The following is a 21,363-nucleotide window of genomic DNA, read 5'->3' on the forward strand; positions in this document are numbered from 1 at the left end:
CATCACCCCGCTCCGCTTTGGTCGAGCCACTCTTTCTTCAGAGCGGGCTTTCGAATTTTTCCTGACTCGGTCGAGGGCAGCGGCTCCGTGCGGATCCACCACTGACTCGGGACCTGAAAGTGCGCCAGGCGCTGGCGACAATGCGCTTCGAGCGCCTCTGTGCTTAGCGATACGCCTTGCTTAAATACCACGGCGGCCGCAACCTCCTCGCCCCAAATTGGCGAGTCGAGGCCGATGACGGCCACTTCATGCACTTCGCGGAGTTCCAGCAGGCAGGTCTCAACGTGTGCGGCAGAGATATTCTCTCCGCCCCGGATGATCACTTCCTTCTTGCGCCCGGTGACGTGCAGGTATCCCTCGTCGTCGATACGTCCCAGATCGCCGGTGTGAAGCCAACCGTCACTGTCGACGGTGTGGTCGTCGGGCAGCCCAAGGTAGCCCGTCATGTTGGTCGGAGAACGCGCCAGAATTTCGCCGCAGCCTTCGCCGTCAGCGTGGTCGATGCGCAGTTCTACGGTGGGAAACGGTCTGCCGGCCGCTGTCGGCCGCTGAGCGTATTCCGGCCCACCCAGTTGGCAAAGTGTCCCGCCCGCCTCACTGAGTCCATAGACCACCGCGGCATTTCCCTTGATCGAGGGAAATGCTTCGCGCATACGGTTCACCAGGTCCGTTGAAATGAAGGTGCCTCCAGTGCTGAGAAACTGCAGGCTGCTCGTATCGAAGCGCTTCAAGTCAGGCTGATCCAGCACTCGCAACAGCATCGTCGGTGTACCAGCCCATCGAGTGATCTTCTCTCGCTCCAACAATACCAGCACCTGCTGTGCGTCAAACCGGCCCTCGGTCATGACAATGCAGCCGCCGATCACGGCGAACATCATGACCACCTGGATGCCGGCAATGTGGAACAGGGGCGACGCGAGCAGGGTTTTAGCTATTGGCGATGTGTCAGACAAGGTATGGGGCAAGCGCCCCGACGACACCAGCAGGTTCTGAAGATTGGCGACTTGTGAGCGATGCGATAGGACTGCCCCCTTGGGTGCACCCGTGGCGCCAGACGTGAACAGGATGATGGCGGGGTCGTTCTCGTCAGCTGCCGGTCTATCGGGGGCCTGCAGGTCGCTATCGGACTCGATAGACCGTTTGATGTCGTTCACGAGCAAGACCGGAACGCTCACTGCAAGCTTTTCTTTCTGACGCGCATCGGCGATCACCAATGCCGGCTGCGAGAGCGCGATCGCATGCTCGACTTCCGGCTGACTCCACCAGCCATTGGCAGAAACAACAACCCCGCCCACCTGCAGGACCGCCCAGAAAGCGCAGACCCATTCGGCGCTGTTAGCGGCCAGCAGCATGACGCGGTCACCGGGACCGATACCTCGGGCATGTAGCAGAGCCGCCAGGCGCGTTACATAGACCTGATGGTCGCTAAAGGAGATTCTTCGATCACCCTGAACCAGATAGGTGCGGCTACCCCACTTTGCGGCGTCAGTGAGGATCTCGGCGACATGCCGGCGCCGCTGCGTGTACATCTTGAATCGAAAAGGCCCGGCAGCCTCCACGGCGACGTCCATTCCCCATTCAAAATTGTGTTTCGTCATGCTCTTCCTCCATTTGACAGCCGGTGTGCCACTTCGCGGCCAGCTACGAAATTCGGCTGGATCCGACTGCAGGATCAGCCACGACACTTCACGCGACGGACATGGATTGACTCGGACGCACCTGGCGCATGGCTGGCAGCAGCATGTCCGCTGCAGTTCTGCTTCTATATATTTTCAAACATCGTTTGGTAATATCATAACTTCAGAACGGTGATCTATACAATTCCGCACCAATCCCGATGACTACTGCTTAACCTTGAGAACAGCATGACTCGCGCGCTACCGCAGCTCACTCCCTTAACCGAGCCGTTCTGGAAAGGCGGCGCGGACGGCCAGCTGCGCCTCCAGCGCTGCGCCGCCTGCCAGCGCTTCATGCACCCGCCGCGCCCGATCTGCATAAATTGCTATTCACGTGAACTCACTTGGGAGGTGATCTCAGGTCGCGGTGTCGTGGAAAGTTTTACGATCAACCATCAGCCATGGCGTCCCGATCTCAAGGATCCCTATGTAATTGCGATCGTCTCACTGGCTGAGCAGTCCGATCTTCGCCTCACCACCAACATCATCGGGTGCGACGCTGACAAGGTTCATATCGGGTTAGTGGTGCAGGTACGATTTGTGGCGATCGAGGATGTCTACCTGCCAATGTTCGAGCCGGCCGTACTCCGATTGCCTATTGCACTGTGACTCTCCTGCGGAGCCACCAATGCCGTCGGCGTTAGCTTAGGGACTGAGTAAAGCGTTCTCGTAGCAGATGCTTGAGAACTTTTCCCGTAGGATTGCGCGGCAGTGCTTCGACGAATTCGATAGCGCGTGGATGTTTATAACGAGCCAGATGGAGCCTGCAAAGATCCAGTATCTCTTGCTTTAACACTTCAACGTCCGCTGCAAGGACTTCGGGATCGGCAACCACGACTGCCAATGGACTCTCGCCCCAGCGCTCGCTTCGCTGTGCAATCACGGCGACATCCAGAACCGCGGGATGACGGATGAGGGCGCTCTCAATCTCGGCAGGATAGATGTTTTCACCTCCGGAAATGATGACATCTTTCGACCGGTCCTTAATGTAAATGAATCCGTCCTTGTCGATGACGGCGATATCACCAAGATAGAACCAGCCATCCTTAAACGCCTTCTCAGTCGCCTCCTTCTGATTCCAGTAACCCCTGATCAAATGCGGTCCACGCGTAATGACTTCACCGGGAATACCGGGCTCTACATCTCGGCCTTCGGAGTCGACGACACGGACCTCCAGTCCGAAGTAGGCCTTCCCCGTTGAGCCCGCCTTGCTGCGCGCGTACTGGGGTTCAATGATGCAGATACCGCCGTGAGTTTCGGTCGATCCATAAACCTGATGCAGGTCGATCCCGATGCCGGCATATTCTTCGATGATCGACACCGGCAGCGGTGCTGCGCCGACCATGATCCAGCGAAGCGAGGCATGATTGCATGACGCTCGGGATGGGTGCCGGTACATCAGGCTCATCATCGCGGGAACGGCGAAGCTGTGATTGATCCGCTCAGACTCGATCAGCTGCCAGATCTGTTCGGCATCGAATGCCTTGGCAATGACGCTGGTGCATCCCCGATGGATATAGTTGATGAGAAGGGCCAAGCCGCCAACATGAAATAGCGGCGCGAGAATCAGTCCTCGATCAGCCAGGCGCATCTCAACCGTCGCGAGGGCACACTGGCTCCAATTGATCGTGGATCCGTGTGTATGCATTGCACCCTTGGGCTTGCCCGTCGTACCCGAGGTGTAGATCAAGAACGATACATCGTCCCCTTGACCGGAGATCGGCGGTTCGCTGTTCGGCATTGATGCGGCGACGGCATCCAGTGCAGCCGACGCTTCAGCTCCATGGCGGGTGCTCGGAATGATTGCCAGCCCCGGAATGCGGCACTTGAGCGGCTCTGCCAGCGCATGGTGATCAATGCTGTAGAGAAGCATTCCGGTCTGCGAATCCTCAATTTGCGCAGACAGCTCCTCGACGGTAAGGCGCCAATTCAACAAGACAGCAATGGCTCCGATCTTCAACAGCGCAAAATAAACCTGCACGTAGGCGACGCCGTTCGACATCAATACGCCCACTCGCTCACCGGGCTGGACGCCTAGTGAGACAAGTGCATGCGCGACCTGGTTGGTCGATCCATTGAGTTCAGAGAATGTTAGACGTAGCCCTGTTTCAGCATCGACCACTGCATCCAGCCCGGGGCTCGTCTTGGCGCGCTCGATAAGCAGCTGTCCGGCATTAATCAGCATGGCTGTCTCCGTCTCAGGCATTTATTACGTGGTGATGCAGCGCCTTCCGCTGCCAGTCGCAACGCCGTGGCGCGCCCAATACCGTGCTTGCGGGCAGCGCCAGTGATCAACACCACCGAAAATCCTTAAATCGCAAGATCGTCGGCTCCTACAGCGACTCTGCCGCATCAGAACCGACGACAACGACTTCGTCGGCAAAAAGGAGCGGCGAGCGCGGCAGATCAATGAATTTGCGCTCGTCTTCCAGCAAGCGTCGGCCGGCTTTGATGGCGTCGAGATCCGTCGCCGTCGACCTCAGATCGTCAATGCTTTCCCAATACAACTCGGCAACGCCGTCGTAGCCCGCCGCACCGCCCCGTACTTTAGAGGCGGTGTAAAGCTTTTCATCGAAGAACGGGTAAGTCTGAATGTAACGGCGAATTTTTAGGATCGGAGCAAGCTCACGCACTAGCGGGGCGTGCTGGTGCTTCCAGTAATCCTGAAATTGTAGTGCGCTCAGCTCCGGCAGCCGATGTAGACAGAATATCAGCTTGGTCATGTATTCTCCGGGACACTAACGCGCGTCTCGAACATCTACGGGTCAACTACGGCACATATTGCGCTTGAGATCGCGGCCGGTCGGCAGAATCGATTAATCGTTACTCAGCAGTCGAGGTACGCTTCCCTTCATCAATGAGACGATCGATCACTTTTGCCATCGTCGCGATGCGTACTTCTTGACGGGACAAGCGAGACGCTTCGAATCCATCGCTGTGTATCCCGCGTTGGGTCAGCACCACGTTCGCGTAGTCCTGATCCAAGATCATTCCATAGCTGCGCGTGCCTTCGTCCGCGTAAGTGCGCGCAGCCGGAGGCACGAGCTTGCGTTGTGCCTCACTCATCTTCTGAAAAATCATTGTCTGAATGGTCATTCGATCCGGGTCACTCGCATGCGGCCGCATCGACAGGAGCAAGAAGCCGCCGGCGGTAATATTGAAGACCAAGCCCGGGAATAAGTAGTAGTGCCAGTCGTCAATGTACTGAGCGCGCGACAATCCGCTCACATTGATTTCGCGATCTTGGATGATCTTCTCCATTTTGGAGATCAGAAATTCACGACCGTTTTTGTGCTGCTCTGCGATTTCGCCCTTGGTTGGATTGTTGCCCTTTGCCGTGTCCCAGTCGAAAGCGACTCGGGAAAGATCGATTTCACTCCCGCGCAGGATTCCACCGGAGTGGATAAACTCGCGTACGACATCGTGTTCAGTGTATGAAGCAAGCCTGGGGCTAGGCACACCGAATGGAATGATCGCCCGGCTATGTCCGAATCGCTTGCTAACCACTTCCATGGCCGTATTGACATCGTCCGAGGCCGCCAGAAATTGTGGGTGGACGCCGTTGACGTGATAGATCTCGACAAAGGCCTCGACTGTAGTCTTCCAGTTCGCGGACAGCGGATGGATGACGTTCACCACGAGGTTCATGTCCTGAAGCCGATAGGGCTCCAGTTGATCGACGACCGGCCCCAGAAATTCTTTTAGACTGATCGCATTGGCGGAATTGGGATTGATAAAAACAAGCCCTGCCCAGGTCTCGCATTGCACTGAACGCAACGACAGGTCGCCGTCAAGGGAATCAAAGGTGTGCCGGTCCGGTATGACCTGAAGGGCTCCGTCGAGTTTCCAGGTCCAGCCATGGAAGGGACACCGAATACTCTTGGCACTCCCACAGCCCTCGGCCAGGCGATTGCCGCGATGCTGACACGTATTGTGGTATGCCTTCAGGCCACCATCGTTTTGCCGGACGACGAGGTAGCCTTGGTCGGCGATGTCATACGTGACGAAGTCGCCGGGCTTGGCGAGTTCTTGTTCGGTACCGGCGAACTGCCAAGTGCGCTTCCAAATATGCTGAAGTTCGTCCTTTAGACGCTCCGGAGCGATATAGTTTTTCTTCGGCAGCCGGCGATACTTTTCATCGATAGCGAGATCTTCGTAGAAGGCCGTGCCTTTTGGAAACCGAAGCTGATACGGGAGGATGTGCGAGTGATACTTCGTATTGCTTTCGGTAACGAGGTCAACTAGCTCTTCTGACATGGGGCTCTCCTCTGAAATCTCGTATCGGACCTGTTCTACAGGTTTTGGGCGAATGCTTTTTCTGCTGGGTCTTTTTTCACTGACTGATCGATACTCTGGTCCTCGGCCTGGCGCAGATCACGACCTGTCGTGTCGATATCGCTCAGCACGATCTCGCGCGAAAGAACCTTGCGCTTCCAATCCTGATGCTTGTCATCGAGATCATGGAATTCGGGCATCACCTCGCGGGCAAAGATCTCCATACTTTCGCAGATCTGCTCGTGTGTGGTCTTTCCGGTTTGTGCGATCAGTAGTACTTGGTCAACGTGGAGATCATGAAGTTTTTTCACGCGCGGCCTCAACGTCGCTGGCGAACCCACCATCATGTGTTCACGCAGAAATGCCTCTTTGATCCGTGCCTTATCCGTCTCGCGCCATTTCAGGTATTCGGCCCAGAAATCTGTCTTGCCCGCCTCGAACGGACCGAACTTCTGATAGTAGCCTAGCGAGAACTCAAAGAATGTCGCGCCCTGCGCTCGCTCAAACGCCAGTTCGTCAGTCGGCGCGCAGAGAAAGTAGTAACTCGAAGTCAGGTTGGCCTGCGGCTGATAGTTCGTGATGGGCTGCTGGTGGTTCAGGAACGCATTGTAATACGCATGCACCCAGGCTTCGGCTCCTGTCGGATCCACGAATGCAAAACCCATCGCGCCCATGCCCCAGGCCCCTGCTTGGCGAATGGTCTCGGTTTGAGAGCAGGCGACCCACAACGGCGGATGGGGCTTTTGCAATGGCTTGGGTAAAACATTCCGAGGCGGCACCTTGAAACGTTCACTCTCGTACGACCAGCTTTCATTCCACAACATCGGCATGAAGCACTTGACTGCATCTTCAAAATGCTCACGCTTTTCCCTGAATCTCACTTCGAAGGGGTGCAGCTCCGTCGTGTTGGAGCCTTCTCCCAGCCCCAGTTCCAAACGCCCATTCGAGATGATGTCGAGCGTGCCGACCTGCTCGGCAATCCGCAGCGGATGGTTGGTTGTTACATGCTTAATGCCGTGTCCGATCCGGATGTTCTTCGTCCTGGCGGCGATGGCGGCAAGCATAAGCTCGGGCGCCGAGCTGTGGCTGTATTCCTCGAGAAAGTGATGCTCCGCGTGCCAAACGCAATCAAAGCCGAGCTTGTCGGCCAGAACGGCCTGCTCAAGGGCCTCATGGAACACGCGATGCTCCGATCCTTCGTCCCATGGCTTCGGACACTGGATCTCGAAAAATAGTCCGAACTTCATTGCAGCTCTCCTTGAGTACTGGTGGATCCGATCGTCTTACATGCCAACCGTTCAGCGTGTCGATATCTGTATCAAACAATGTTTGGTTATGGAGAATAAGGTTCCACCCTGTTGGCAGTCAAGGACAGCGGCGGATTCGTCACACCTGGTTCGATCGGGATCCTGTCCGCTACAGGCCTGCCCTGCGAGTTCGGTCCTTGCGATTGGCTCACCAAGGACGACTTCGACACATACTTCCCATTGTGGAAAGTATGTTTTGCGGGACGTATCAGATCACGTCCAGACAACAAGACCGTCAAGTGCTTCGACGCCATGATGTGTTGCCAGCAGCGGATTAACTTCCAATGAAATTAAGTCGGGGCCGAGCGCCAGGGCGGCATCACCGATTCGGACGATGGACTGAGCCAGCGCGCGGCGATCGACTGCCGGTGCGCCACGGAAGCCGCTCAGCAGCATGGTGCCGCGCAACTCACCGAGCATCTCCAGTACGTCTTCCTCCGCAACGGGCAGCAGACGCAAGCTGGTGTCCTTTAGCGCTTCGACCCATACACCGCCGAGACCCACGGCGACCACCGCCCCCCATACGGGATCGCGCATCGTGCCGACGAACAGCTCCACCCCGCCTCGCCGCATTGGCGAGACAATGACACCATCAATGATGGCATCGGGTCGTGCCGAAGCGACCTTTTCAAGCATCGCGTCGTATACCGCTGCTGCGGTCTCTGCTGTTACGTTAAGAGCAACGCCGCCTACGTCACTCTTGTGAGCAATTTGCGCCGACAGGATCTTGAACGCCAGAGAACCGCCAAGTTTTCGCGCAATCTCCTCTGCCTGCAATGCCGATGTCGCGATCATCGCCGGAATCACGGGCACACCGTGGCTGGAGAGATAGTCCAACACCTCACGCTCGCCTCCCGGCCGTTGCGCAGGGGTCGACTCAGCGTTCCTTGCAATCGGCGGGGAACTTCGACCGACTCCGGGATGATGAGCCCACCAATCGCATGCGTTTGCGATCGCCAGGAGACCACGATCGACGCCAACCCCGAAATAGGGAGCGCGAAGCCCCTGCGTCATGTCGCGCCCGGCCTTAGCCACGGTAGCCGACACATTGCTCAGTATCAGGACGGGCTTCCCGGTTCCGGAGAATCCACGGTCTATCGACTGGAACACTTTCGCCACAAAACCAGTGCGATCCTCCACCTCCGGCGCATCAAAAATACAAGCAACGACCCCAACTGCTGGGTCGCTCGCCAGCACCTTCAGCATGGCCTCGATCGATTCGGGCTTCAACATTGCCGCGCCGGTGAAGTCGAGCGGGTTGTGGGGCGTGCCATAGGCAGGCATCACCTGCCGCAGAGCCGTCACGGTCTCTTCCGATAGCGCTGGCATCCTGAGAGCCACGTTTGCAGCACGATCAGCAGCGATCTCGCACATGCCGCCTGACATGGCAGCCAAGGCGAAGCCGCCATTGATACGCCCAAGCCGAGCCAGAACGGCTGTTGTGGCGATCAGCTCTTCCGGCGACGCCACACGCACCATGCCCAGACGTCGGCAGGCCGCATCGAAAACGCGATCGTCACCGACGAGAGAGCCCGTGTGAGCCCGAGCGGCCTTTGCACTAATCTCGCTCGATCCCACCTTGAGAACGATGATGGGCTTGCCAGCCGATCGTGCCTTCAATGCGGCTTGCTGAAACCGCTGGCCATCGCGAACCGTCTCCAGAAAGACCCCTATTACCTTGGTATGAGGCTCGTCGGCCAGATAGTCGATCACGTCCGCGACGTTGACGTCTACTTCGTTGCCCGTGGAAACCAGGTAGCTCAGCGAAACATTTTGATGAAACGCCACATCCGCCAAAATGGTGCCGACGGCTCCACTTTGAGAGACGATCGCTACCGCCCCGACCTCACGCTGAGCGCGCCTCTGACTCGTGAATAGCGGCACATGGTCAATGAAATTGATGAAGCCCAGGCAGTTGGGCCCCAACAATCGGATTCCAAGCTGCTGCGCACGCTTTGCAAGCGCGGCCTGAGCCAGCGCGCCGTCGGCACCCAGTTCGGCAAAGCCGGAGGTCAGCACTACAGCGTTTGCAATGCCCGCTTCGGACAAATCGGAGAAGACCTCGTCTATCGCACTGCCCGGCACCATCACCAGCGCCAGGTCGATAGGCTCTCCGATCGCCACGCAACTGGTCGCCGCGCTTCGCTCGTAGACCGTTCCGCCGTTGCGATTGACCAGATGGATCTTGCCTGGAAACGCAAAGCGCGTCAGATTCCCAAACACCATATTGCTCCACAACGAACGTTCGGTGGCCCCCACCAGTACGATCGACGCAGGTCGAAACAGGCGCTCCAGCGGATGACGATCCCTCGCTTGCAAAACATCAGTGCTCACGAATTCGACGCCAGTCACAAAATCGACGAGGTCTTGCGAATATAGATCGTCTGAGCGTTCGTATATTCCAGCAGACCTTCAACGCCGTTTTCGGCACCGATTCCGGACTGCTTGTGGCCGCCAAATGGGACGAACGGAGACTGGTAGTGAATTTCGTTGATCCAGACCGTGCCGCAGTGCAGCCGCTGCCCGATTGCATACGCCTGTTCGACGTTGGCAGACCAGATCGACGCTCCGAGGCCGTACTCACTGGCATTGGCGCGTTCGACGACCTCGTCGACGGTTTTAAACTTTAGCAGCGGTAGCACCGGGCCGAAGGCTTCCTCGACAACCACGCGCGAATCATCTGGAGGATTATCGACCAGGGTCACCGGCACGAAGTAGCCCTTGCCCACCGGGCAATCGCTGGCGATCAGCGTGAGCCCGGACGATCGAGCCTCTTCAATGAGCTTCTTGACCCGTTCGAACTGCAATCGATTCTGGATGGGACCAAGCTGGACGCCTTCCTCTGCGCCGTTGCCGATCTTGACAGACTGGGCAATCTCCGTGAGCGCCCTCTTCATCGGCTCATAGATGTCTTCGTGAATGAACATCCGCTTGGTCGCCAGGCAAAATTGCGAGTTGTTGCGGAATGCCGCCCAGAACAGTTCAGGTGCCGCCTTTCCTACGTCCACATCCGGCATGACAATCGCCGGATCGTTGCCGCCCAGTTCAAGCGTCACACGCTTCAGCGTCGCAGCGGCACTCTGCATCACCTTGCGCCCGGTTTGCGTCGAGCCCGTGAATGATATCTTGTCGATGCCGCCATGCGCGGTCATCGCCGGGCCCAGTGAATCGCCACCGGAGATCACATTGAGCACGCCGGGCGGAAGCACGTCACGCAGAAGCTCGCCAAGCTTGAGGGCCGTCAGCGGGGTGGTCGGTGCTGGCTTGAGCACTACCGTGTTGCCCGCCAATAGTGCCGGCGCAATCTTCATTACGGCCAGCAATATCGGAAAGTTCCAGGGGACAATCGCGCCGACAACACCGAGCGGAACATGATGAACCTCGGCCCTGCGGTCAGCGCTGTCTTCGCGCACCTCGATAGGGATGTCCAGCTGTGCGACCAGGCCAAACCACATCGACGAGTACATGACCTCCATGAACGAGTCCGCGTGCGGCTTGCCCTGCTCCAGAGTCAGTAGATTTTTGAATCCCTCAGCATTGGCCTGCAGGCACTCTGCAATCTTGCCCAGCAAACGCTTGCGCTCAACTAGCGAAGTGCTTGACCACGCTGGAAAAGCGCGTCGAGCCGAGGTTACCGCTGCATCCAGGTGCGCTGCGGAAGCGTCGGGAGCCTGCGCCACAAGCTGCTCCGTAGCAGGATTCAAAATCGACAGAGAAGATGACACTTCGACCTTGCGCCCATCAATCGTCATCGTGAAATCAGTATCAAATTGCATGATCGCTCCATATTCCCGAGTACCGGGTTACTTGCAGAATCACTATTGGATCTAATTGACTCGCAGCACTTCGAGCTGCTTCCACTGGCTCATTTTTGCGTCGATTCTGGTCGCTCTCGATCCACAGAGTCGTTCGGTCTCAGGGGGCATCCCAGACGACAGGCAGCGACAAAGCGGATCGCAGGGTCCAGCCCAGAATAGGCGGCGGCGTACCGTTTGTTGCAGGATCCCATCGAACACCGGGCAGATGCTCAAGCACCTGCTCCATATAGATCTGCAATTCTTTACGGGCTAAGTGAAGTCCGATACAGGCGTGAGCGCCGTAACCAAAACCGAGATGCGCCTTGGACTCGCGCGAGATATCGAATTCGTGCGGCCTGTCCCAGCGGCTTGGATCACGATTGGCCGCAGCCATCATGACGTAGACCATGGACCCCGCCGGAACTGAAATGCCTCCGACGCTAGTGTCGTGCTTGGCCCGGCGCGGAAACATTGACGCTGGGCCTTCGAACCGAAGCGTTTCCTCGATGCTGGGACCGATCAATGCAGGATTCGTCCTGAGACGTTCGAGCTGCTCGGGGTGGCTGAGTAACAAATGCGTCAGGTTAGACGCCCCGCGAAACGTTGTTTCCATTCCGGCCGGGAACAGATGGAAGATGAAGGCTTTGAGGTTCTCATCGCTAAGTCGTACCCCATCGACTTCGGCGACCATCAGGACCGAAATAAAGTCGTCGCGTGCAATCTTGCGACGCTCGGCAATGTACTTATCGACATAGACGTTCATCTCGGCCGACGCTTTCATTGCCGCGTCGAAGTCGTAAGTCGCACGCGTCATTTTGGTGATGCGATCGCTAACGTACTGCACATCTTCCGTGGGAAACCCCAGAATTCTGCAGATGATTTCGTAAGGAAACAAAAGTGTGACCTCATGTGCCAAGTCTGCACGGCCCTGATGTTTGACGGCGACAATCGTGCGCTCAATCACGGGACGAATGATCTCGGCATCCCATGCCGCGACGATGCGAGGATTGAACCCCATCTGAAGCAGCGCCCGATAGCGCGAATGCTCTGGGGGGTCCATGCCGAACAAGCCGCGTCCCACGGCTCTTTCCAGCGTCTCCCGATACAAGTCGGATGAGAAGTTCTCGGTATCGATCAACACCTGCCGTGCTGCGTCAAAGGACAGCGCCGCAAACGATGGCACGTCGTCGTGATGCCCGAAGAAATTGGGCAGGACCAAAGCCTCAAAGCGAGTTCCCTGGCCTTTGAGCATGGCTCGTCCGTTGGCGACTCGACAGATCTCCAGAACAGGATGAACGGCCGCCTCCAGATCGGTGACATCGTCAATCGGCTTCATGATCTGGCTAGCAGTAATGGTCATGGCTTTCGGTCCTGGTTCGCAAATAGTCTCGTTGGCGCTACATTATCAAACAACGCTTGGTTACTCTAGAGGACTGCTGTCTGCCAACCCGTCTTGAGTGGTGAACGGGCGCTGCAGACAATGTCGGAACATGTTGCGCTTAAGGCAACGGCAACGGCCCTGAGCCAGATTGCCGATCCGGTACAGCGTCTGTGGACTCACAGGCGTTATGTACTCTTGGACAAGTTCGGCAACCCCTTTCCTTGTCGGCGACCACGCCGCATTCAGTATCCATGAGCGGTGCCACTCAAGCTTGATCGATCAAGGGACAGGACGGCTCTCAGGAGAGTCCGATCTGCAATGAATAACTAGAAAAGGCGGGGCGCCGGATAGTGCTTGAGCGGTGCTGAAAGATCCGGCGGACCCAGGTAGAGCGGATGAAACGTCCTGCTAGAAAATCGCCACACCTTGTCGTCCTTCACGCACTCATCGTGGTAAACGCCGAGCAGATAATAGCCGCCGCCATTCCGGTTACCCTGCTCTGCGATATAGCTGCGTGCCTTCGCTACGGAGTTGTCGAGCGCAAGCACACGCGTGCCGTGTACAACCTGTAGAACCCAGTCGAAGGCGTTGCGTTGCTGGGAAAAGGCATCTCGGACCTCTTGACGGCCGATCGCCTTGAAGTATCCAGTCACATCCCAGATTCCGTGCTCTGCGAAGGTATCGGCAAAGCCCTCGAGATCGTATAGATTGATCATGTCCGCATAGCGAAGGATCAGATCCTTGACATCCTCTACTTCATTTCGATCCATTTTTAATCTCCTGACTGACAAAGCCTAAGAAGTTGCGGACTCATGAGGCATGTTCGCACCCAGTAAAGCCGACTCGGTCATCTCTGCGGCTCTTGAAATGCGAATCGGAATTCCGGTCAGTATTGACATCCCCGCGATCGGCTCGATGTCCTCAAGCGCACCGCTGGCCAGGATGTTGGAATTGACGCCACCGGAGCGGTTGGCAATCTTCCACCCACCGCTATGACCCCATCCATGAGGTAGCGCGACGGTGCCAGGAAAAATATCGGCAGTTAGCTTCACTGCGGTACGAATGCTGCCGCTCTTGGAGGTGATCGTGATGGCATCGTCTGCTGTAATGCCGTGGGCCGTCGCGTCGATCGGATTGAGATGCGCCACGTGCCGTCGCGCTGAAGGCATCACGCGCGGAATGTTGTGCAACCAGGAGTTCTGTGAGCGAATCTCACGCATGCCGATCAGGCGCAGCGGGAACGCCGGGTCATCCAGATGCCCGCGGAGCCGGTTTAATTCATCTTCAAGGATCGGCGGACATACATTGATCCGCTTGTCTGGCGTATGCAGCCTTTGCCGGAGTGGACGGGTCGGCAGCTCATGCTTGAGGAGCACACCATCGGGATGATGCTCACGCAGCTTTTTCAGGCTGTAGCCTCCTCGCTTCAATCCGAACCAGTCGCCGGCAGGTCCGGTTCGGACCAGCAGGTCTGCGATCATTGATGGGGTTACATGCAAGCCGATCCGGGCCAGCCAGCGCAGGGCTCGAACACTGTAAGCGCCGCCCAGGCCAGAACGTCGGGCAATTTCCTGCAGAATCTTCCACTCCTCGCGAACCTCGCCTCGCGGCGGCACTACGGCCGGACTCCACCAGAGGGCCGGCCGCAGCATCAAGCCGAGCGCCGCTATCGGCAGATCCTCTCGTTCGTAGAAGCTGGTCACAGGAAGGATGAAATGTGCGTGCTTGTTCGTCTCATTGACATAGAGGTCCAGCGAGAAATGAAGATCAAGCTGCTCCAGAGCATCCTCCATCGCCTTACCGCCACCGGCGCTGCTATGCACCGCGTTGGTTCCAACAGTGACAAGAGCGCGGACCTGCCCCGGACCTTCCGTCGTGATATCCGGAACCAGCGATGTCGACGGCAACATCCCAAATACGTCAGGGTGGCCGAAGACGCGTGTGCGCTGTTTGGAATAGGTCGCGAAGCCTCCGGCTTCGGCAAACTTCTCAAGATCCACTGCGGCCCAGCCAAAGACGTAGCCGCCGGGTCGTTCGATGTTGCCTGTCAGTGCGTTGACGAAGTCCTGCAACAAATTATTGAGTGTACCGAAACGTTGAGTGCAGGTTCCGGTGCGCCCGTAAACAACACCAGATTCGGCAGCCGCAAAGTCCCGGGCAAGCTGTCGCAAGACTGCGGCATCGACACCGCTGCGTATCGCGCATTCTTCGACGGAGAAGGATTGCAACAGCGCTTCCATCCGTTCGGCCCCTGAAACGTGTTTCCGGACAAACTCCCGCGCAACGAGATCTTCTTCCTGAAGCGTGCGAATCAAGCCAATCAGAAACCAGGTGTCACTGCCGGCGCGAACGGGCAAGTGCTCGAATGCCCGAGCGGTCTCGGAGCGCCTCGGATCGACGACTACGACACGACCGCCTCGCTCTACGACGCTGTGCAAGGCTTCGCGGACTTTTGGCTCGGAAAACGTAGAGCCGTGTGATACGAATGGATTTGCGCCGAGCATCAGAACGAATTTCGTGCGCCATAAATCCGGCTTTAGAAGAATGGCCGGCGACCCGTACAGGAAGAAGTTGGCCACCTGCCGCGCCGCCGCGTCGTCGGCGTTGACGCCGTATCGCCACTTGATCTGGAACGCATCCTGAAACCCACTCAGAAAAAAAGCGACACCCATTCCGAATGCAGGTGGGTTGCCCATGAAACTCGCGAAGGCGTGGTTGCCGTATTGTTGGCGCACGCGGCCTAGCCGCTCGACAATCTCATCCAAAGCTTCGTCCCAGCTCACTGCTTCAAACTGTCCGGGAGCGCCAACCCGTTTCAGTGGCGTAACAACCCGGTCTGGATCCTTGATCACGTCAGCGGCGGCAGCAGCCTTCACGCACAAGTGCCCCTCGGAAAAGACGTGTTGACGGTTTCCTTCGATCTTGGTGATCTCGCCGCCTTCAACAGTTGCCAGCAAAGCGCACTGTGGCTCGCAAATTCGGCAATGCGTCCGCCGCTGCAGGGGCCCATTCAACAGTTCGAGTTGAGGTTTTCTCACAGGTTGAACTCCAACGCCCACTCAGATGCCAGGCATTCGAGTGATTAGAGATTTCGATCTCATCGTCAATTGCCGACTCCGCGCCAATCACCTTCGCTCGACCAAGTTCGTTAGAAGCCGTTGTAGGTGAAAGTGAGCCCGAAGGTCCGAGGCATGCCCGTGGTTCTTGCCACGGTGTCGCCAGTCCTGAAGACGCCGATAGTCGAGAACTCGTCGAAGATATTTCGCCCCCATACGGTCGCGTTCCATTTGCCATCCTCAGGAGCCAAATGGATCCTGGCATTCACCAAGCCATAGGAGCGCATATCGTAGTCGGGGTTACCTTCAAGGGTTGCGTTGGTTTTCCCGGTGTACGTGTAATCGGCACCAAATCCAAGATTCAGCGTACTGACAATAGGAAACGTGTAGTCTCCGAGCACGGTGTACTGCCATACCGGCGTGAAGTTGAATGGGCGGCCTGCGAAATCTTCTTGCTCGCCTTTGGAGTTCGTCCCCGTATACTCATCGATGCGAGTTTTGATATATGAACCCGCCACTGACAGGAAGAGTCCTTGCACCGGCGTGTACTGTATGTCAGTTTCGGCGCCATAGACCTTGGACTTTGGGACATTGTCCAAAATTGGCAATACGCCGAAGAGAGGGTCCTTGAAGAAGGTCAATAGCTGCTTGTTCGTGTAGTCGTAATAGAACGTAGCGGCATTGGCGTGCAGAATGTGATCAATCAGTGAGGATTTCGCTCCGATCTCCCAAGCCTGCAGTTTTTCCTGCGTCGTAGGCGCTAGTTGACTCTGCGATATGGAATTGACAACGGGAAACCCGCCCGCTTTGAAGCCGCGAGAATAGGAGGTGTAGAGAAGTGTGCGCTCGATCGGTGTCCAGTCCAGTGACGCCCGGCCAGATATATTGGCCTCGTGCAGCTCGCCAGAATATTCGCCCGCTTTTCCATTATCATCGAGTATGAAGCACTCCCCTCGACGCACATCGTTGATCGCTCCGTATTGTATCAATGCGACGAGGTCGATAATTGGACCAAAACTGATGCCTTGAGAATCCTCGGGCTCAATCGTGCATCCGTGGTACGTTCTCCTGTCATCACCATAGCGGGCGCCGAGGGTTGCCTTGAGCGTATCGGTGAAGCTCCAGTCAGCGTTCGCAAAGACTCCGAGCGAGGTCGCTTTGGTAGCCCCGAACGTGATGGCCTTGTTGGCGATCAGTGCTTGTCCGGTTAAGGGATTCGGGAACACTGCGCTGTTGGTATCCGTGCGGACGTGGTGATTCTCGACGCCGTCGTCATGCGCAGCACTGATGCCTGTCAAGTAATGAATCGAATCGCCGATCGTGTCGCTAAAGCGAAGCTCTGCGTTGTAGGTCGCAATGTGCGCGTAAATTTGTTGCTCAACGTTATAAACGTTCAGGCCGGTATTGGGTATGCCCGAGCCATCGGACTGGACGTAACCGTATGACAGGATGCCGGTCAACTGTTTGGTATCAGTCAATGACCAGTTCGTGCGCAGCGACGTGCCATAGAAACTGTCATTGAGTTGCCAAGGGCCGCCTTCCGGCCAGTCGGCAACACGAGTGTTGTCGGAATTCTGAGGAATCAACGGGTAGTTTCGAACTTGAGGCGCCAGGATCGGGTTTACACCGATAATCGGGCCGAGGATCGGAAACTGTGCGCCGAAGGGTGTGTTGGGAATAAAAGGATTCTGAGGCGAGAAAGCGATGGCTTGAGCAGCCTGCGCATCGCTTTTGTCCAGCCATCCGTCAACAGAAAGGCGGAAGACGAGGTCCGCGTCGGGGGACCATTCCAGAAGACCTCGCCCGGACATTTTCCTTTTCTTACCCAGTGTGTCGTCTGGGCGTGTCTGGCTATATTGCCAACCGTCCTGGGACAAAATGCCCTTCAGGGCTACCCGTCCCTTCAGTGAGTCGGAAATGGGACCGCTGACGAAACCTTCGGCCTCTTCCGTGCTGTAGCTGCCGTACCCCGCCGTGACACCATACTGGAAGTCATCAGTCGGCTTGTTGGCGATGTAGTTAATTGCGCCGCCGGTGGTATTTCTACCGTAAAGAGTTCCCTGCGGGCCCTTCAACACCTCGACACGCTTAATGTCCAGGTTTGCCCCTTTTGTCATAATCGCGTAGGGAAGGCTCACTTCATCTACGTAGACACCGACTGTCGATGTGGCCGTATAGGTCGTGTCGGCATAGCCGATACCCCGCAGCGTGTAAACTGGAGTGTTATATCCATTGTCCGCAGCCGTAAAGCCGGGGACAATGCTTGACAAGTTGCGAGTGTCAGTGACGCCGAGCGCTTGCAACTGCTCTCCAGTAAAAGCACTTATCGCCACTGGAACGCTGTTGGCGTTCTCTTCTCGTTTTTGCGCTGTGACAATGATTTCTTCGATGCCGATACCACCACTGTTTCGTTCTCGAGACGGTACCTCGGCAGCAGTAGTCGGGGCTTCTGCCACTGGAATGACCGCCAGATCTCCACTTGCGGAAGGCGCCACATCGGAGGTTGGAGCGGGCGTAGTCGCTCCATCCGGGGCGGCGGCAGGTAGTTCTTGTGGCGCTTCAGAGTCGGCGCCTGATGCAGGCTCCGGTTCAATCGATGGCACAGGTTGACTGGGTTGGGCTACAGATATTTGCTCTTGCGCAAGTGCCGCTCCGCTCACAAGAAACAGATACAAGGCCGCAAGCTGCTTTCGCGTCACCGCGCTCTCCTCACGTTGATGGCCAGATTTAGGAATCTGGATTCGCGCTTGCGCATTCCAGACTTTCCCGGCTCGATATTCAATCGGTCGCTTGTCGATAATTATCCAGACCCACAGGAGCCGACTGCGGTAGCACGTTATCAAACGGTGATTGGTAATGCAACTCCTCCCCTTTGCGTGGAGTTACTGGCGGCTATCTCGCTTCGAATTTCTGAGTTAAAGCAGCTTTCTTTTGAATCCTTCGACGGAAAGTTTCGAGACGATCACACTCCTGGCTCTGCTCCGAAGCAATGAGTTGCTGTCCTTGTTAGAAAATTAATCTTCGATTTTGTTAAGCGTGCGCCTTTCCACTTCTGGGGTAAGCGTGCGGCCACGCCACCTTGACACCGTCCTGCGTTGATCAGCAGGCGGCAGCCAGCGATGCGGGAGCAGTTGCCCGATGTCGCGATTGAACGTAGTCGGCAGCCGGGTGAGCACATCGAGCAGCCAAGCGTGTGGCTCATGACCGTTGGCTTTGGCCGTCGCGAGCAGACTCATGATCGCGGCGGCGCGCCGCCCCGCCGATTCTGATCCGACGAAGAGCCAGTTCCGGCGTCCGAGCGCAAGCGCATGGTCATTCTGCCCATATCGGGCGAGAGATTGAAGTTCACTACCGTTGGCACCCGCTTTATGGGCATCGATTGCGCCTTCAGTACAGCGAGCAGCGTCGTGGCGGCGGTGTGTATCACGTCGAAAGTGCTCCTGGGGTCGTAACGACAGTGCCGGATTGGATGGCCGATGCCAGCATATGCGCCGGCATGACACTCGGCGCACCGCGCGCCTCAATCGATGCGTTGACGGACTTGCACAGGTTACTTGCGGAGCGCGGATTTCGACGAAGCTCCGAGGGCGATATCGACATCGTCCAGGAGGAGCAAGATGATCAAACCCAAAAGGATCCTGCCGAAGGCGGGACTTCAATCGATGCAGCAGTTCCGCATCGCGTTCGAGTCGCGGTGGCTTCAGGGGCTGAGTGCGACGGAGCGCAAGAAGGCTCTCACGCATTTCGCCACTCTACTGCTAGAGGCCGCCGGCGTTGCGACCCAGGAGCGCCACGATGACGAGCGCTGATTCGCTGCCGGCGACCGTTCTTAGCCGGAAAGCCGTCGTCTATGTTCGACAGTCGACCCAATCGCAGGTGCAGATGAATCTGGAAAGCCGGCGGCGGCAATACGATCTGGTCGAAGAAGCGCGCCGCCGCGGCTTCACTAAAGTTGAGGTGATTGACGATGATCTTGGACGCTCGGCCAGCGGCACCGTGGCCCGGCCAGGATTTGATCGTTTGGTTGCGTGGCTGTGTGCAGGTGAGGTCGGAGCCGTGCTTTGCTTCGACGCGTCGCGGCTCGCTCGCAATGGCCGCGATTGGCATCATCTGCTCGAGCTGTGTGGCCTGGTCGAGGCTCGCGTGATCGACATGGACGGTATCTATAATCCGTGCCGGCCGAACGATCGATTGCTGCTCGGCATGAAGGGCAGTATCAGCGAGTTCGAGTTGGGCATCCTGAGTTCTCGAATGCTCGATGCGGCCCGTGCAAAAGCGCGTCGCGGCGAGCTGCGCATCAGCGTACCGATCGGATATCTCTGGCACCGCGAAGTTGGGCTTGGGTTCGATCCGGATCTGCGCCTTCAGGAGGCGATCCGTCTGATTTTTGCCCGCTTTCGCAAAGTGGGCAGTGCGCGCCAGGTGTTGCTGTCGATGGCTGCCGAAAAGTTTTTCTTTCCGCGGCCGTCCGACGGAAAGAAGATGGTGAGCTTTGATTGGACGCCGATCCGCTACCGCAACGTCATCTCGGTACTGAAAAATCCGTTCTATGCGGGGGCTTACATTTATGGCAAGAGCGAAAAGCGTTCGACCATTACTGACGGTCGTGTTCGCAAGACCTACGGACATGGAAAAACATTCGATCAATGGGAGGTTATGATCAAGGATCACCACGCCGGATATATCGAGTGGGAAGAGTTCGAGCGCAATCAAAAACTGCTCGCGGCCAATGCCTACGGTCAGGCCGGCGGGCTCAAATCGGGGCGCGGCGGACGCGCGCTGTTGCCACGGCTTTTGCGGTGTGGTCAGTGCGGGAGGCGCTTGATGGTCAGCTACTCGGGGCGCGGACCCGGCCAGCCCGTTTATCGTTGCGACCGACCCAATCTGACATTTGGCAGCCGGCGGTGCATGACGTTCGGTGCTGTGCGCCTCGACGCGGCTATCGCCCGCGAGTTGCTGCGCGCGGTCGAGCCGATGGCAATCGAAGCGGCCCAGCAAGCCGCGCATAGATACATGGAAATTCAAGGCGAAGAACGACGGATCGCGGAGCTGGATTTGCAGCAGGCATGATACGAATCCTCGCTCGCTGAGCGCCGTTACGCGGCATGCGATCCAGAGAATCGACTGATCGCCGCACAGCTTGAAAAAAGCTGGGAAGCAGCACTGCAGCGCGTCCAGGCCTGCGAGGCAAGGCTGACCACTGCAAAGAAACCCAGCCCTACCATTGATACTCCCGATTTCACAGGGATCGCCGACGACTTGATGGCTGCTTGGAGCGCGCCGGGTGTCACGATGCGAGCACGCCAGCAATTGCTGCGCGCGCTGATCGTCGACATCGGCGCTGACTACGATGAGACCAATCGCGACATCACTCTGACAATCCACTGGCGTGGAGGCCAGCACTCCCAGCTCCAAGTCAAAAAACCAAAGACTGGGGAGCACGGTTGCCGCACGCCCGATGAGGCGCTCGCAGTGATGCGTCGCATGGCAGGGCGATGGTGCGATACGGATATCGCGGCCTCGTTGAATCGAATGGGCATCCCCACCGGACAAGGAAAAACTTGGAATGCGACCCGTGTCGGGTCGCTCCGGACCGTGCACGGAATCCATGCCTATCGTTCGGCTGAAAAAGATGGCGAATGGCTCACCATGTCCGAGGCCGCAGTAAAGCTTGGCGTCACCAATCACAAAATCCGCCGCCTCATAAAAGAGGGCGTCTTACCGGCGGAGCAGGTCGTGTTTGACGCGCCGTACCAAATCCGCGCCAGCGATCTCCAAAGTGAGCAAGTCACGGCTGCGCTCTCCCGCAAAGGTCGCCCGTGTCGGGTCGTGAGCGAAAATCAAACCGCTTTGTTTCCAGCCACTTGAAAA

The 21,363-nt window shown here is 57.3% G+C and carries 14 protein-coding genes and 2 pseudogenes; 4 read left to right on the forward strand and 12 right to left on the reverse strand.

Annotated features, from left to right (window positions below):
• Positions 1–2: 2 nt before the first annotated feature.
• Positions 3–1,598, reverse strand: coding sequence for a class I adenylate-forming enzyme family protein (locus JWQ90_RS01605; RefSeq protein WP_299688353.1), 1,596 nt, complete (start codon positions 1,596–1,598; stop codon positions 3–5).
• A 267-nt stretch (positions 1,599–1,865) separates the two neighbouring features.
• Between JWQ90_RS01605 and JWQ90_RS01610 the strand changes: the two genes are divergently transcribed.
• Entirely contained in the window at positions 1,866–2,285 is a 420-nt protein-coding gene (locus JWQ90_RS01610; protein ID WP_299688356.1) for a Zn-ribbon domain-containing OB-fold protein, read from the forward strand.
• Positions 2,286–2,316: 31 nt separating this feature from the next.
• Here the strand turns inward: JWQ90_RS01610 and JWQ90_RS01615 are convergent, their stop codons facing one another.
• From JWQ90_RS01615 to JWQ90_RS01660, 10 genes are all read right to left on the reverse strand, one after another.
• A complete protein-coding gene (locus JWQ90_RS01615) occupies positions 2,317–3,861 on the reverse strand; it encodes a long-chain fatty acid--CoA ligase (protein ID WP_299688359.1) in 1,545 nt (514 codons plus the stop codon).
• Between the two features lie 148 nt (positions 3,862–4,009).
• The gene (locus JWQ90_RS01620) at positions 4,010–4,399 is read right to left on the reverse strand and encodes an EthD domain-containing protein (RefSeq protein WP_299688363.1); all 390 of its coding nucleotides are present in this window, start codon (positions 4,397–4,399) and stop codon (positions 4,010–4,012) included.
• 100 nt (positions 4,400–4,499) lie between these two features.
• Complete coding sequence (locus tag JWQ90_RS01625; protein WP_299688366.1) at positions 4,500–5,933, reverse strand: aromatic ring-hydroxylating dioxygenase subunit alpha; 1,434 nt, start codon at positions 5,931–5,933, stop codon at positions 4,500–4,502.
• Between the two features lie 35 nt (positions 5,934–5,968).
• Positions 5,969–7,198 (reverse strand): LLM class flavin-dependent oxidoreductase, encoded by a 1,230-nt coding sequence (locus JWQ90_RS01630; protein WP_299688369.1) that lies wholly within the window; start codon positions 7,196–7,198, stop codon positions 5,969–5,971.
• A 273-nt stretch (positions 7,199–7,471) separates the two neighbouring features.
• Positions 7,472–9,592, reverse strand: coding sequence for an acetate--CoA ligase family protein (locus JWQ90_RS01635; RefSeq protein ID WP_299688372.1), 2,121 nt, complete (start codon positions 9,590–9,592; stop codon positions 7,472–7,474).
• A gap of 14 nt (positions 9,593–9,606) precedes the next feature.
• On the reverse strand, positions 9,607–11,034 hold the full coding sequence (locus JWQ90_RS01640; protein ID WP_299688375.1) for an aldehyde dehydrogenase family protein: 1,428 nt from the start codon (positions 11,032–11,034) through the stop codon (positions 9,607–9,609).
• 139 nt (positions 11,035–11,173) lie between these two features.
• A complete protein-coding gene (locus JWQ90_RS01645) occupies positions 11,174–12,415 on the reverse strand; it encodes a cytochrome P450 (RefSeq protein ID WP_299688378.1) in 1,242 nt (413 codons plus the stop codon).
• A 347-nt stretch (positions 12,416–12,762) separates the two neighbouring features.
• On the reverse strand, positions 12,763–13,206 hold the full coding sequence (locus JWQ90_RS01650; RefSeq protein ID WP_299688381.1) for a nuclear transport factor 2 family protein: 444 nt from the start codon (positions 13,204–13,206) through the stop codon (positions 12,763–12,765).
• A gap of 24 nt (positions 13,207–13,230) precedes the next feature.
• Positions 13,231–15,495, reverse strand: coding sequence for a molybdopterin-dependent oxidoreductase (locus JWQ90_RS01655; RefSeq protein ID WP_366919405.1), 2,265 nt, complete (start codon positions 15,493–15,495; stop codon positions 13,231–13,233).
• A gap of 89 nt (positions 15,496–15,584) precedes the next feature.
• Complete coding sequence (locus JWQ90_RS01660) at positions 15,585–18,191, reverse strand: TonB-dependent receptor (RefSeq protein WP_299688387.1); 2,607 nt, start codon at positions 18,189–18,191, stop codon at positions 15,585–15,587.
• 48 nt (positions 18,192–18,239) lie between these two features.
• Here JWQ90_RS01660 and JWQ90_RS01665 point away from each other — a divergent pair, with 48 nt between their 5' ends.
• A complete protein-coding gene (locus JWQ90_RS01665) occupies positions 18,240–18,485 on the forward strand; it encodes a hypothetical protein (RefSeq protein ID WP_299688390.1) in 246 nt (81 codons plus the stop codon).
• Between the two features lie 114 nt (positions 18,486–18,599).
• On the opposite strand, the pseudogene JWQ90_RS01670 reads toward JWQ90_RS01665, so the two are convergent.
• Positions 18,600–18,794: pseudogene (locus tag JWQ90_RS01670) on the reverse strand (transposase domain-containing protein); the annotation flags it as partial.
• A gap of 315 nt (positions 18,795–19,109) precedes the next feature.
• On the opposite strand from JWQ90_RS01670, the gene JWQ90_RS01675 reads away from it, so the two are divergent.
• Positions 19,110–19,301: a hypothetical protein gene (locus JWQ90_RS01675; protein WP_299688393.1), complete on the forward strand. Its 192-nt coding sequence runs from the start codon at positions 19,110–19,112 to the stop codon at positions 19,299–19,301.
• Positions 19,288–21,360: pseudogene (locus JWQ90_RS29075) on the forward strand (recombinase family protein). The gene JWQ90_RS01675 and the pseudogene JWQ90_RS29075 overlap by 14 nt, the downstream one beginning before the upstream one ends.
• The last annotated feature ends 3 nt before the right edge of the window (positions 21,361–21,363 follow it).

Source organism: Hydrocarboniphaga sp., assembly GCF_028291725.1.
In the GTDB taxonomy this organism is placed as follows: domain Bacteria; phylum Pseudomonadota; class Gammaproteobacteria; order Nevskiales; family Nevskiaceae; genus Hydrocarboniphaga.